Here is a 14,186-nt window from a genome sequence, read left to right as displayed (position 1 = left end):
GCAACACCCATTATAGGCCCAAGGAAAACTTGGTAATTCGCTTATCACACTTAGCATCAACTGCTAAAGAGGAGCACAGTATGAAGACACTTAATGAGGTTGCTTACACCGCGAAAGTACATACCGAAGGTGGCCGCGAAGGCCATGCTCAATCAGACGATGGTCGCTTGGACGTGACCCTGTCCACGCCTAAAGGGTTAGGCGGCGATGACGGCCAGGGGACCAATCCGGAGCAGTTATTTGCAGCAGGGTATTCAGCGTGTTTTATCGGCGCTATGCGCCACGTTGCCAACGAGGGAAATACCTCCCTGCCCGAGGGCACCGCCATTGATGCGCAGGTCTCGATAGGGCCGATTGAAGGCGGTTTTGGCATTAAGGCCAAATTAGAGATCCATCTGCCAGATATGGCTACAGATGAAGCGCAACAATTGATTGAAAAAGCCCATCAAGTCTGCCCTTACTCTAATGCGACCCGAGATAATATTGAGGTACAACTGGTACTCAAAGACGCTTAAGGCGTTTTAATTACTGAATAAGGGGTATCATTACCCCTTTTAAATCAGATGGTTGTCAGTTTTTCACTGATAATTTTAATAATTTTGCATCCAATCGTGAGGTTAAGCCGTTACGCCCCTGATGTAACTAAAGATAGCGACGTCATGGCTAGGACGTGAAGCAGTATAGCGAAGACACGTTATAACACGGTTTAACAACTTGCGAGGAATGGATATGCGTAATCAACATACTTCTGCTGCATCGCAGCAGCTCACACCTTCTACCCACTCCAATGCGATAAAGCTGAGTATCATCGCCTTGGCCTGCGCCGGACTCATTGCTGGCTGTAGCGGTGATGATGGCAGTGATGGTGCGCCAGGAGCTGATGGCGCGCCAGGCAGTGATGGCAACGACGGAGAAGACGGCCGCCCGGCCTTGTCAGCAGGCACCTACTTACGTGCAAATAATGGCAGCGATAATGCCGGCACCGTTGATGTCATCAATGAATACGGTGAACTATTATACACGCTAGAAACCACCAACAATGAAGGGCTGGTATACGGCCATCAAGATCAGCTTATTCAAGCCGGCGATGCTGATACAGGCAGTATCAAAACACTGTGCGCAACATCGCTACGGGCGCAAAACAATGGCTTCTCTAGCACTTGGGATCGCGTAATATCTGGCGCCAATAGCACCTTGGTAAACCCCAAGGGGATGACGCTCGCCAGCGCGCACGGGATTTTATTGGTTGCTGACTTTGGCGCTATGCAAATCAGCGCCTTTGGTGCAATGGCCAGTGGTGATAATGCGCCAATTGCCGTAACCGCTACCGATGCCGCTCCTTGGGATCTCGCCTATGACGATATTAATGACCGCCTCTACGTTGCGCTCACCAATGGCACTGTCGCGGTGTACGACAATTACATTGCTTCAGGTATGACAGCCACCCCAGCTCGTACGATTGTTCCAAGCGACGGTAACGGCGACGCCATTGGCGTAAATTTACATGGCATCGCCTTCGATGGCAGCCAAAACCGCTTAGTGTTATCTGATGTTGGCAGTGCGCAGAGTCCCGATGATGGCGCGTTGTTTGTCATCGAAGGTGCGGCAATGGCTGACGGTAATACTCCTGTAAGCCGTATGATAGCGGGCCCAAGCACCCGCCTAGGTAATCCGGTTGATATTCTTTTAGAGGGCGCTACCTTGCGAGTGGCCGAGAAATCGAACGATGCGATTTTGGTATACACCAATATTTTCAATGGTGCCAGCGGTGATATCGCTCCTGATTTTGTGACCATGACCAGCAAACCCGAGTCTCTAGCTCGCAAACAACACACCACGCATCTTGATGCTTCAGATATTGATAGGCCAGCCACGGTACGTGGCGTGGCGGTGTCATCTAATCCGGGGACTGCTGGGCCGACAACCGGAATGATAGCGCAACTAAATGCGCCGCTGTCGGCTATGAGCATGGGCTTTGATACCCAAGCGACCATTGAAAGCGTGACCTTTGATATTGAGGGTAACGGTTACGCCACTTTCGATAGCAGTGATGGCAGCTCTGGCGGTATTATCATCGCAAACCGTATTGCTAACACCCGTGATAACGGCATGTTCACCTTGAGTCAGGATCGTATGGTAAGTGGCAGCAACACCACGTTAACCTCACCGAAAGGGATCGATATCGCATCAAAGCAAGGGCTCGTGTTTGTTGCCGAATTCTCGACTAGTAATCGCGGTATAAAAGTGTTTTCGCGCTGTGCGTCGGGCAATGTGGCACCGCTGATGACCTTGCTGCCAGCCAACGATGCACGCCCTTGGGATGTGGATTATGATGCCCAAAGCGACCGCGCTTATGTGGCCTTAACCAATGGCACCATTGCCGTGTTCGATGAAGTCAGCGCTAAGATGTATGGTGGAATGAGCACCTTAGCCGGCGAAGACCGACTTATTGTCCCGGCAATGTCAGGTATGGCTGTGGCGGCGCCCACCAATATTCATGGCATTGACTACGACCCGGTGAGCGACGCCTTAATCGTGACAGATGTGGGCAGCGCCGCCGATGCCACCGACGGTAAAATTTATGTGCTCAATGGCGCGGCCATGGCCTCTGGGCTAACTAACATTGATATTGCCATTAGCGGACCTAATTCGATGTTAGGAAACCCAGTAGACATTATGTTCAGTGGGCGCGATTTATACCTCGCAGAAAAGTCCAATGGCTTGGTGATGCGCTGGGATAATATCCTTAACCGCGCCAGTGGTGATGTCAGTGCAGATGCCAGCTATGCTTTCGTCGCGCCAGAGTCCATTGCGTTAGTGCTACAGAAATAGCCCTTTGCAGCGTCATCGCTGTGTCTCCTGTTGGCCGCATTAGCGGCCTTTTTATTGCTCGAATGCGCGCTAAACCCGTGCATCGCTCGTCGTTGTGCAGCTACCATCATGGTCGTCACACTGGTAGACTAAGGGGCGAATATCACCATCAATAAGTGAATAATAAGTGTCAAATAAGCTGGTCATTAAGCTTCTTGTTTATAGCGTGGTGCTGGTGGTCGCTATGGTGTTGACCGTGCAGGTGACCGTGCAGCAGCAGGCGCAACGTGCGCACCAGCAAGCAAGGGTGCAAGGGGCGCACCTCAGTGACTATATCGATAGGCAATTTAGCCGCTATCAACGTATTGTCGATTCCTTGAGTCGCAGTAAAGCAGTGCACCAAGCCTTGGATATAAAGCGCGCGGCCAGTCAAGATACCGACCGCTATCTGCACGATATGCAACTGGCCAGTGGCGCCTCTGATGTATATTTACTCAACACATCAGGCACTGTGGTTGCGACCAGTAATTGGCATTTACCCTACAGCTACAAAGGCAATAACTTTGCTTTTCGCGGCTACTTTCGAGATGCTATGCGCCACCATAGCGCCATTGATTTTGCCCTAGGGCAGCGCTCTCGCAAGCGCGGTTTTTACTTTTCTCAAGCTGTCATAGTCGCAGGTGAGGCGGCCGGCGTCATCGTTGTTAAAGTGAATGCCAGCCAGTTTGAGGCCGATAAAGCGGCACTCGATAGCGTGCAAGATACGCTATTTGCATTGGTTGATGAGAATCACGTGGTGTTGATGTCGAACGCTGAACCGTGGCGATTAACCTCGTTGTCGCCAATGACGACGCCGCAGCGCCAGCAGCTAAAGCAGTCGCAGCAATTTCTTGAACGCACCATCGTACCGGCGCCTTGGCAGTGGCAAGGTCAAGCCCAGGTTTACATTGCAAAACGCAAGCGTACCTTTGTGATTGATGACACCGCTTTGGCGCGTGCACCTTATCAACTATTGACCCTTGTGCCTCGCAACTACCTTAATGAAACCTTGGTGGCGCGCCTTGGTGTCACCCTCATGTGTTTATTGGTCTTGATTGCCTTGGTTGAGTATTTATTGGTGAAAGTAGCGGGGTATCGGCAACTGCTTTACAGCGAGCGCTCCCTTGCCGAGCAGGTGAAGCAGCGAAGTCAGGAGTTGGAGCAAGCCCAAGATGCCTTAGTACGCACCGCTAAACTCGCCACTATCGGTCAACTCAGTGCCAGCGTTAACCATGAAATTAATCAGCCGCTCAGTGCCATGAGTGCGTATATTGCCGCCAGTAAACGGCTTATTGCTCGTGGTCAATATGATAAAGCGCTCAGCAACTTACAGCTAATCGAGCAATTAGTTAATCGCGTTCATGCCATTGCGGCGCAACTAAAGTCTTTTAGTCAAAAGCGTGAGCATAAAATGCAAGCAACGTCATTGGCGCAAACCATAGATAACGCTTTGTTGGTTGCAGGGCCGCAACTTAAAGAATACGGTGTTGAGGTAAGCTACCACCCGCCCAATGTGACGGTGTGGGTTGACCCTTATCAATTCGAGCAGGTGTTGGTGAACCTTTTTGCTAATGCCTGCCAAGCCATGGAAAAACAGGCGGTGAAGCGGTTGCGTATTGAAGCTGATAGTGACGGCGAGAATGTGTATTTATCCATTATCGACACCGGCTCGGGGATAGAGCATCATGCGCTAAGCAGCATTTTTGAGCCATTTTACACCACCAAATCCGAGCATGGCCTAGGGTTGGGGTTATCCATTTCTAAGCAAATTATCGAGTCTTTTCAAGGCACGCTTAGCGCTCATAATCACCCTGATGGCGGCGCTGAGTTTTTAATTAGTTTGCATCAACAAGAGCCACAAATATGAGCAATGCACAGACTATCTACGTTATTGACGATGAACCGAGTATCCGTGACTCCTTAAAGCAACTGTTAGAGCTTGAGGGCTATCAGGTCGTGTGTTTTGATGATGCCAATAAAGCCTTGCATAAGCTTAACCGTAGCTTTGCCGGTGTGGTGCTTAGCGATATTAATATGCCTAAACTGGATGGGTTGGCGTTTTTGCAGCAGGTTCAGCAGTTTGACTCTGAGTTGCCGGTGGTGTTTTTAACTGGCTACGCCGATGTGAGTACCGCAGTAAAGGCGATGCAGCAAGGGGCCTATGATTTATTTGAAAAACCGGTCAATGAACAGCTATTAGATTGTCTGGCGCGGGCCTTGGATAAACGCAAACTAGTGCTCGAGAATCGCCAATTAAAACGGCAAATAGAGCACCATTGTGCTCCTGGGGTGCGTATTTTGGGGGAGACCCCACAAATACAGCAGATGATGCAGTTACTTGATGCGATTAGAGACACCCCCGCAGATGTGTTAATCGAAGGCGAAACCGGTACCGGGAAGGAGCTCGTCGCGCGTTATTTACACGAACATGGCGATCGCAGCCAAGGCCACTTTGTAGCAATTAACTGTGGCGCAATTCCAGAAGAGTTGATTGAAAGTGAGCTCTTCGGTGCTGCCAGTGGTGCGTATACTGGAGCTAATCAGGCACGCGAAGGCAAGTTCGCTTACGCCAATGGCGGAACGGTTTTTCTCGATGAAATCGAAGCGATGTCAGCAAGCTTACAAGTTAAATTACTGCGTGTGCTCGAAGAGCGCCAAGTCACCCCCGTCGGCTCTAACCAGAGCATTGATCTTGATATGCGAGTGATTGCGGCAACCAAGGTCGATTTGCAAACCCTAGTGGATACTGGACAGTTTCGCGCCGACTTGTTCTTTCGCCTCAATCTTTTAAAAGTACCGATCCCGGCACTACGGCAAAGAAAAGCCGATATCCCCCTTTTGTATCAGCACTTTTTATCTATCGCCGCCACGCGTTTTCATAAACCCAGTATGGCGTTAACAGAGCCCCTGCGTGCGCAACTGATGCAATATGATTGGCCGGGGAATGTACGTGAGCTGCGCAACCATGCTGAGCGTACGGTATTGCTTGGCGAGCAATTAGCCACTCACTCAATACAAGCGCTTGAATCGCAGCAAGAAGTACTGAGTTTGGCGCAAAAAGTCGCTTACTATGAGCAGTCACTCATTGAAGATGCATTAGCCCAAAGCCAAGGCAGTATCAAACAGACCATGGCACTGTTGCAAATCCCACGCAAAACGCTGTATGACAAAATGGCCAAGTACCAGCTCACCCGAGCAAGTTATACCGAACCTAATTAATGGGTGGAATTGGTGATAAATAAGTAACAGAATGTGCGGTAATCCACACATGTCACGCCTCATACATGCTTTAAATTATGACAACTCATTGTTTATATTAGGTTATTAAAATTGGTCAGGTTCTTGAGTGTAGTGTTGCAGACAACAATAGGACAACACTATGATAAGACCAATAACATTATATTCATGCGTGATACTTGGGGTGGCTGCACATGACGCTGCGGCCGGCGACTACAGCATTTATGGTAAAGCACAGGTGCAACTTGAGCACACCGATAAAGGGTTGATGCGTTACACCGATAAGGGCACCCATATTGATGCGCCATTCTCGCGCATTGGCGTAAAAGGCAAGCACGATATCAGTGCGCAAGCCCAAGTGGTATATAAATACGAAGTGCAGGTGAAAGGCTTTGAAAGCGACGACACCACTGAGCCATTCAGTGCGCGCAACACCTACTTAGGGGTGCAATCAGCTTATGGCACGGTGCTATTTGGTCGTAAAGACAGCCGCTTCAAGTACAGTGAGGGCAAAATTGATCAATTCAATGAGACCCAAAGTGACATAGCGCAAACAATAGGCGGTCAAGACCGTATTGCCGATAGCATTACCTATACCTCGCCAAAGTGGGGGCAATGGCAATGGGCGCTGACTTTTACGCCGAAAGATGACGCTAAAACCGAAAAGAACGGCGTCGCCGCCTTATTGAGTTATGGCGATCGCGCCCTAAAGCAGACCCCCTATTATGTAGCCCTAAGCTACACCGATGCCTTAGCTGATATTCAAGCGTTGCGCGTCAATGCGGTGTATCAATGGCAACGACTGCAAGGTGGGGTGCTGGTGCAGCGCAGTGAAAACTTAGCCGGCGATAAAGACGGCAACAGTGTGCTTGTGAGTTTGCGCTATTATGCAAGTGACGCATGGCAACCCAAATTGCAATATGCGCGTGATACCAGCCAGCTTCGTCATGACAGCGATAGCGAGCAGCTCTCAGCGGGTGTTGACTACGTAGTTGATAAGCAAACATCTTTTTACTTTTTAGCGACTAAACTTGAGCTCAACCAAGTCTCCGATACCAGTACTGCAATTGGACTAAAATATAAATTCTAAGAGGTCTTAGCATGTCAGATTCGAAATTTACTCAACTTCGGGGTCAACTGTTGTTGGCCTTCGGGCCATGCGTCATGTTGTTGACCTGTTTGCTCGAGCCGCCAGCGGGGATGTCTATGGCCGCGTGGCGCACTACCGGCTTAACAATTTGGTTGGCATCTTGGTGGGTCAGCGAAGTGGTGCCTATTCCGGCCACCTCGTTGCTGCCTTTGGTGATTGTGCCTTTGGCTGGGATTGCACCGATTAAGGCGGTTGCAGCTCCTTACGCCCATCCTCTTATTTACCTCTTTTTAGGCGGCTTTTTACTGTCAATTGCCATGGAGCGTTGGGGGCTGCATAAACGCATTGCTTTGACTACCTTATTGCTGGCGGGTAGCAAGCCAAGCTTGCAAATCATGGCGATGATGGCGGTGACCGCGTTTTTATCAATGTGGATGTCAAACACCGCAACAGCCGTGATGATGCTACCGATAGCTTTATCGGTGGTCCATTTGTTAAAGGATAATGGCAGCCAATGTGATAATTTTGCCAAGGCGCTGCTATTGAGTATTGCCTATGGCGCTAGCATTGGTGGTATTGCCACCTTGATAGGCACGCCACCGAATGCCTTGATGGCTGCGTATCTAGCCGACAGTTACAATATCGAAATCGGCTTTGCTACCTGGATGATGATAGGCGTCCCTTTGTCTTTAGTGATGCTGACGTTAACCTGGCTGTGGTTAACGAAAGTGATGTATAAAGTGGATAAAACTGCCAGCCAAGTAGAGACCAAAGGCATGTTTCGCAATCAATTAGCGCAGTTAGGAGCGATGTCTCGGGCCGAGAAAAGTGTCCTAGCAGTATTTGCCTTGGCAGCGGTGAGTTGGGTGTTGCGCCCTGTGCTCGCTGATATCACCGGGCTGGCGATATCAGATACCGGTATTGCGATTGCTGCAGCGTTGCTGCTGTTTATGTTACCGGCAGAGAAGAACTCTCAAGAGCGGGTTTTAGACTGGCAAAATGCGGCAAACGTGCCTTGGGGGATTTTGTTGCTCTTTGGTGGCGGTTTGACCTTAGCGGCGCAGATAAAAAGCTCAGGCCTGGCTGATTACATCGCTAACCTGCTCAGTGGCGCCAGTGCGATGCCGTTGGTGATAAGTGTTCTCGTGGTGGCCGCGTTAATTACTTTCCTAACCGAGATCACCAGCAATACGGCGACGGCCGCCGGGTTTTTGCCTTTACTTGGGCCGGTGGCAGAGTCGATTACTGGTACGCCCTTAGTGTGGGTGGTGCCCGCTGCGATTGCCGCCAGTTGCGCCTTTATGATGCCGGTGGCCACGCCACCGAACGCGATTGTATTTGGCTCGGGGGAGATAAAAATTACCGATATGATCCGTGCAGGCTTTGCTTTGAATATTATTGCTATTGTGCTGATCACGCTGGCAACTCTGGTGATAGCGCCGATGGTGCTTAACTTTTAATGGTTTTCTCAGGCAGCGCGGCCATAAATAATGCGCTGCCTGTGATTACGTAGCCAGTTATTTAGCGACCAATAGGGTTAAGCGCTTGTGCAGCTTGGCACTATCGAGTTTGCCATAATAGGCGATAAGGTCGGCTTTGTTATCGCCATTGATATCGGCATGGCTAATCTGTGCTGCGGATTGTGGCAAGGCTATATCTTGACTGCTTTTGCGGGAGAAGCCGCCGTCTTTGTTACCTAAGCGATAAATAAGCTCATCGCTGTCCTCAGAAAGTAGTAAATCAAGAATGCCATCGCCACTAATATCGGCGAGTTTCACCAAGGGTTCGCTGGCGCGGCCTTTGCTGATACTAAAGCCCATTTCGGTTTCATAGTCCATGCTCGGTTGTTCCGGGTAGTGCCCTTGCGCATTTTGGCGATAGAGCAGCACGTCTTGGTCAATGCTACTTGCTAGCAGCGCAGAGACTACCTGCGAGACCCCTAACTCAAAGCTGGATACCATCACTTCTTTGCGGCCATCACCATCAATGTCTTGCAGCTCAAGGCCAGTGAGCGTTCCTTCTGCACGCACTGTGGTATCGGCCTGCGCACCATAACGAAGCTCGCCATCAGCGGTGTTTTTGCCATAAAATATCTCGTAGTCGTTTTTTCTATCTAGCACACCGGAGCTTTGGGTATAGCGCACCACCATATCCACTATTGCATCGCCGTTAACGTCTTCAAAGCGCTCCAACTTACGGTAGTTGAGATCGCTTTGGTCCAAAGAACGGCCATCATCATCGAGTTGATCCCACCAATCGATGGCGTGAATATCCTCGCGAATGGCCACTGTTTGATGGTCAAAATGGCGCTTGGCAGCAGTGTAAATGTGCAGCTGCCCGGAGGTGAGATGAACAATATCCATGCGCTCATCGTTATTAATATCTAAGGTAAAGGTTTGTGCCGGAGTCACACTCAAGCCATCGCGAGTCAATACGTTTTGGCCGGTAATAGCCAATTTGGAGAGCTTGTGCGCTTTATCTTGCTGGCTAAACCACACCTGTAACTCATTAAAGTTAGGCAGCATCACATCAGCACTTTCATCGCCATTAAAGTCAAATATAAATGGCATGCGGCGCATAAAGTTGCTGCGTTGAATTTGGAATACGGAGCTGACTTCGAGATAGGACAATAACCTTGGCTCTGAAGGGCCTTGTGGGTACTGATAACGACCAACATGGTCTTTGGCGAGGAAATACAGGGTCTGTTTGCCCTGCGGGTCGTTGCCAATGTCATAGGCAAAATACTGCTCACCAATGGCAAAGCGGTCCACCTGGGTTAGTGTCCCGTCAATCAACGCCAGAACGGCCACTTGCTGTGCTTTGGCGCTGCTGCGGCCGATAGCGATTATCTCTTTACCCGGATGAGGCGAAATATCGGCGCTAATAGGGGCCCGAGTAATGTTAAAGTCAACATCAAGATGGTGTTCACTAAAAGCGTCGGCCCATACTGGTTTGCTTAGCAAAAGCAGTGCGGCGATGGCACTTTTAATTGGCAAGTGTCTTCCTGTCACGTTAAACCTCATTATTGTTATGTATTGTCACTGGTATTTACCTTGGGGCCAGCGACTCACGCAAGTACAGGCCCAAGATGACTTCTTTACAGTGACATAACTTTTAATGCCTCGCCAACATTCAAATGTAAGTAAGTGTATAAACGCTAATTACGGGCAAGCACAGGCGGTGATAAGGTTTTGCATAATAGCCCAATACATAACACGGTAATAAAAGTGAGCGCATTGGCCATGGCTTGCAGGGAATAATCTACACTTGCGTGCAATAACATAAATATAATGGCGGCGATTGCTCCGAATGCGAGCCCCTGATAAAGCCGCGTTCTGCGCTTTTTCATTACTTGTACCGAGACCCATAAGCAACCACCAATCGCCACTGCCAAGGCAATGCTAGCAGGCCAACCAAGCTCAATTAAAAACTGCAGATAGTCATTATGGGCGTTATCGTAATATCCTGAGTAGGGCCCTTGTTGGACACTTGGAAATACAGTGTAGAAACTCCCCGCACCATGGCCTAAAAAAGGGTGTTCGAACAGCAGTGTCCATGCGTCACGAAGCACTTCATCACGGCTTTCGAAAAGCAAAGCGGTGTTACTCAAACGTTCCTTCACTTGGGAAACCCCAAACAGTGCGCCAATAAGAATGAAATCAAGCACGAAAAAACTAAAAATTAACCACTTAAATTGCTTTGAGGGTTTGCGGTAAAAAAACAGTGCTAATAAACAGGCTAAGGCCAAGGCAATGAAAAAAGCAGCATTGCCCATGCGTGAACGGGTCAGGATAAGTGCGATGACCATAACCATTAATGCTAAGCGAATCATTAGTTTGGGGCTTAACCATACTTGGATCAGACGTTTAAAGCTGAGAGGATTTTGCCCGGTGCTTAGCTGAGCGATGATGAGCCCAACGCCTAAACTTAAAACCAAACCAAGGTAATTAGCTAAAAAGTTCTGGTAGGTGAAACTACCGAAGGCTTTATCGTTGCGTTGCCACTGTAAGACTAGGCTAGGTAAGTCTGGGCTTAACACCAAAATACAGGCATAACTTGCCTGCACCAACCCGGTTATCACCAATAACACAACCAGTGCCCGCAATCGTTGATAGCTAGTGCAGTAAGTGAGCAGCAAAACGGCGTAGAGGGTCAGTGCTACCGTGACCAGCAAAGCATGCCTGGTCGCACCGGGGCTGGCGCTCAGCTTTAGTACATCCTGCATAGCCACTACAAACACACAACTTAGCATGGGGATGATAAGCCAGCGGTGCGTCTTATCTATATTCCATAGCGGTTGTTGAGTCGTCACAGCATAAGCACAATGCAAAGCGCTGACTACAGCGATAGCTAGGCACAATAATGCACTGGCCCAAAGACGAAAACCCCCTAATAAAAAGGGGGCTATAAATAAGATGATGAGTAGCAGCCCAAAGATAGCACGTGAACCATGCGCTTTAAGGCGATTATCCGAGCTTTCGGATGTCTTCAGAGACAGGCTTAACACTGAAGAATCAACGCTTATTGGTTTGACTCAGAAATTCCGCCATCCCCGCCTGAACCACCGAGACCGACGATGGGGGATGGTGCGAAGTTTGGGGCTGTTGCTGGCCCTGCTGCAGTTGCTTGTGACACTAAGGTTGCATCCATATTGTTGGCAATAGCTAACGCGGTCACATTATCAGGGTTCATGCCAGCACTGAGCGCCGCTGCAACGATATTCATGGCCTCATCTGAGGTCACGCCCACGTGGACTAGGGCTCGGGAAAATAGCTCATTGGCTGCGCGGGTATCAGCCCCAACAGCAGTGATAGCAGAATTAACCAAAGCCGCATTTAATGCTGGGTAGCGGCTCATAAGTGCGGTAATTTGTTCACTGAGTGGCTGCCCTTGGTCGATAGCCTCAGTAATAATCGCATCGCTTTTAGCGGTCGCTTCGACAGCGTGCGCATTGCCTATCATCATGGCGCATATCATCCCTATGCACAGCACTAAACCGGTCTTTTTCATGATCGACTCCTTTATCGCTATAATGTTCGTGTTTGAAAGTTGAAGATAGCCTGTTCGGGGCCTTCTTCTAATTGCATCGGCGGCTTTATGTAGTTTCCTTGCAGGCCGTCAAACTGTAGCTGCATGGCTTTGTCAAAACTCACCGCATTTTCGATATGACAGGCAATTGTTTTTATTCCAATACCTGTGCAAGTGGTGACTATGGAGCGTAACAAAGCAAGTGCATCATCGTTCTGCTGTAAGTCCTTGGTATAGGCCGCATCCACCTTCACGTAATCTATATTGAGGTCACGCAAATACCTAAATGAGGTAAGGCTGGAACCAAAGTGCTCTATACACACTTTAATATTGAATGCTTTCAGTCGCGCCAACACATTCTTGGCCATGGCGATGTCGGCCAATAGGGTGGCTTCACCTATTTCTAACACCGTGTTGTGGCGTAAGCACCCGTAATGATGAGCCTGACGACACACCCAAGTAATAAAATCTTCATTGTAAAACGCCTCTTTACTTAGGTTTACTGCAAGGGCTAACTCTGTATGGGTATTACGAAAGTTAATAAAAGCTTGGAATAGCTTTTTCTCTAACTCACACGCTAAGCCGAGGCGCTCAGCCATGGCAAATAGTTGTTGGTTATCAATAGACTTCCCTTGGTCGCTAATGCGCACGAAGGTCTCAAAATAATGGGCTTGCTGCTGCTGTTGTTTGCGAACGGGTTGAAATGAATAACTAAAATTACCTTGCTCAATAATTCTCACAATGGTCTCTCGCCATTGGCTTTGCGATTGCACTAGATTGTGTGTGTGACACATTGCCGGCTTGTCAGGGCTTGCTGTTGAAATGGCGGTATCCAGTTCACTCAGTATACTGCCCACGGTACTGCTGCTGTTAACGGAGGCGATACTCAGATGTGCAAAGCCCTTCTCATAACGATGGTGTTGCTCTTTTTGAAGGCTGTGGTGCAAGCGCGATAATGTTTCAGCAACAAAGTCGCAAGGGTAGGGCATATGAATAGTGAATGTACCACCGCTAATGCGATAGATATGGTAGTCACCTAGGTGGGTGAGGTAGCGTTTGATGACTTCCAACACCGCGAGCACGTAGGCGTCACCTTGACGGTAATCATGATGTTCATTAATTAATTGCAGGCTAGGCAAGGTGACCATTGCCACGCTGTGGGTATGCTCATCTTGCAGCTGTTCAGTCACGGCGCTAAGTTGATTATCAAAGGCGCGACGATTGCCCAACCCAGTTAACTCATCACGATACGCTTGGCGGTAGTAGGCATCGCTTTGTTTGGTTAACGCATCAAAGGTACGCTGAATACTTGTCACCATGTCATTCATCGCTTTTGTGACTGAGAACAGCTCTCGAGATTTCGGACTCGCGTTGTTTTGAACAAACTGTTTTTGGCCAATGCGTTGTGCCTGCTGTTCTACTTTGCGCAGTGGCCTGAATACCGAGCGCAGCACGAAATAAGCAAGACTCAGAGCAATCACTAAAATCATTGCTGAGCTGATTGCCGCTTGTTTCACCTGCTGCCAAAGCTCGATGTATGCAGCACCTGGATGTGTAGTGACACTTAAAAAGCCACCCACTTTCCAACCACTATTGAGCTCCTTGGTGTAGGTCGGTGCTTGGAGCTGAAATAGGCGCATAAACCATGATGGCACCCCTTGTATTTTGGGGTTGTGATTGAGGTTAACAAGCGACTTATTTTGATCATCCTTAAGCTCTATCTGAGCATAGTAACCAGAGTCAAAAATAGCTTGAACCATGGTGCGTGCCACCATCATCTCGCGCTCATTTAAATAGGGTGAAATAGCCAGACCTAAACTGGTCGCGGTATCACGAGCGTGCGTCGCCATTTGCTGCTGATAAAAGGCTTGGGTTTGTTCGCTACTAAGCTTTAACTTCACTGCAAAAGTGATGATTCCCAGTAACACGATGAGGGCATAGACTTGAGTTTGTAAACTCATCCTTGGTTTGTTCATTGACT

The 14,186-nt window shown here is 49.0% G+C and carries 10 protein-coding genes; 6 read left to right on the top strand and 4 right to left on the bottom strand.

The features are described from left to right. Nucleotides 1-80 precede the first annotated feature (80 nt). The 6 genes from MHM93_RS14175 to MHM93_RS14150 all read left to right on the top strand — a co-directional run bounded on the left by MHM93_RS14175 (nt 81) and on the right by MHM93_RS14150 (nt 8,637). Nucleotides 81-515 (top strand): organic hydroperoxide resistance protein, encoded by a 435-nt coding sequence (locus MHM93_RS14175; protein ID WP_045979053.1) that lies wholly within the window; start codon nt 81-83, stop codon nt 513-515. A gap of 214 nt (nt 516-729) precedes the next feature. After that, nucleotides 730-2,832, top strand: a complete 2,103-nt coding sequence (locus tag MHM93_RS14170; protein ID WP_239449507.1) for a hypothetical protein — start codon at nt 730-732, stop codon at nt 2,830-2,832. A 166-nt stretch (nt 2,833-2,998) separates the two neighbouring features. Beyond that, nucleotides 2,999-4,717 (top strand): ATP-binding protein, encoded by a 1,719-nt coding sequence (locus MHM93_RS14165; RefSeq protein WP_239449506.1) that lies wholly within the window; start codon nt 2,999-3,001, stop codon nt 4,715-4,717. Beyond that, nucleotides 4,714-6,069: a sigma-54 dependent transcriptional regulator gene (locus MHM93_RS14160; protein ID WP_022945827.1), complete on the top strand. Its 1,356-nt coding sequence runs from the start codon at nt 4,714-4,716 to the stop codon at nt 6,067-6,069. Before MHM93_RS14165 ends, MHM93_RS14160 begins: the two co-directional genes overlap by 4 nt. A 160-nt stretch (nt 6,070-6,229) precedes the next feature. Further along, nucleotides 6,230-7,177 carry a porin gene (locus tag MHM93_RS14155; protein ID WP_239449505.1) on the top strand — a complete coding sequence of 316 codons (948 nt, stop codon included), beginning with the start codon at nt 6,230-6,232 and terminating at the stop codon, nt 7,175-7,177. Nucleotides 7,178-7,188: 11 nt separating this feature from the next. After that, nucleotides 7,189-8,637, top strand: coding sequence for an SLC13 family permease (locus MHM93_RS14150; RefSeq protein WP_239449504.1), 1,449 nt, complete (start codon nt 7,189-7,191; stop codon nt 8,635-8,637). 57 nt (nt 8,638-8,694) lie between these two features. Here MHM93_RS14150 and MHM93_RS19455 read toward each other — a convergent pair whose 3' ends face one another. From MHM93_RS19455 to MHM93_RS14130, 4 genes are all read right to left on the bottom strand, one after another. After that, nucleotides 8,695-10,188 carry a VCBS repeat-containing protein gene (locus tag MHM93_RS19455; RefSeq protein WP_239449503.1) on the bottom strand — a complete coding sequence of 498 codons (1,494 nt, stop codon included), beginning with the start codon at nt 10,186-10,188 and terminating at the stop codon, nt 8,695-8,697. Between the two features lie 146 nt (nt 10,189-10,334). Beyond that, nucleotides 10,335-11,684 carry an O-antigen ligase family protein gene (locus MHM93_RS14140; RefSeq protein WP_239449502.1) on the bottom strand — a complete coding sequence of 450 codons (1,350 nt, stop codon included), beginning with the start codon at nt 11,682-11,684 and terminating at the stop codon, nt 10,335-10,337. Nucleotides 11,685-11,698: 14 nt separating this feature from the next. Next, nucleotides 11,699-12,187, bottom strand: coding sequence for a hypothetical protein (locus MHM93_RS14135; protein ID WP_151174012.1), 489 nt, complete (start codon nt 12,185-12,187; stop codon nt 11,699-11,701). Nucleotides 12,188-12,204: 17 nt separating this feature from the next. Continuing rightward, entirely contained in the window at nt 12,205-14,181 is a 1,977-nt protein-coding gene (locus MHM93_RS14130; protein WP_239449501.1) for an EAL domain-containing protein, read from the bottom strand. Between the last annotated feature and the right edge of the window lie 5 nt (nt 14,182-14,186).

This window comes from Pseudoalteromonas sp. MM17-2, from assembly GCF_022347945.1.
Classification (GTDB): Bacteria; Pseudomonadota; Gammaproteobacteria; order Enterobacterales; family Alteromonadaceae; genus Pseudoalteromonas; species Pseudoalteromonas ruthenica.
Note: the sequence above shows the minus strand (reverse complement) of the source record. Positions and strands in the feature narration are given on the sequence as shown.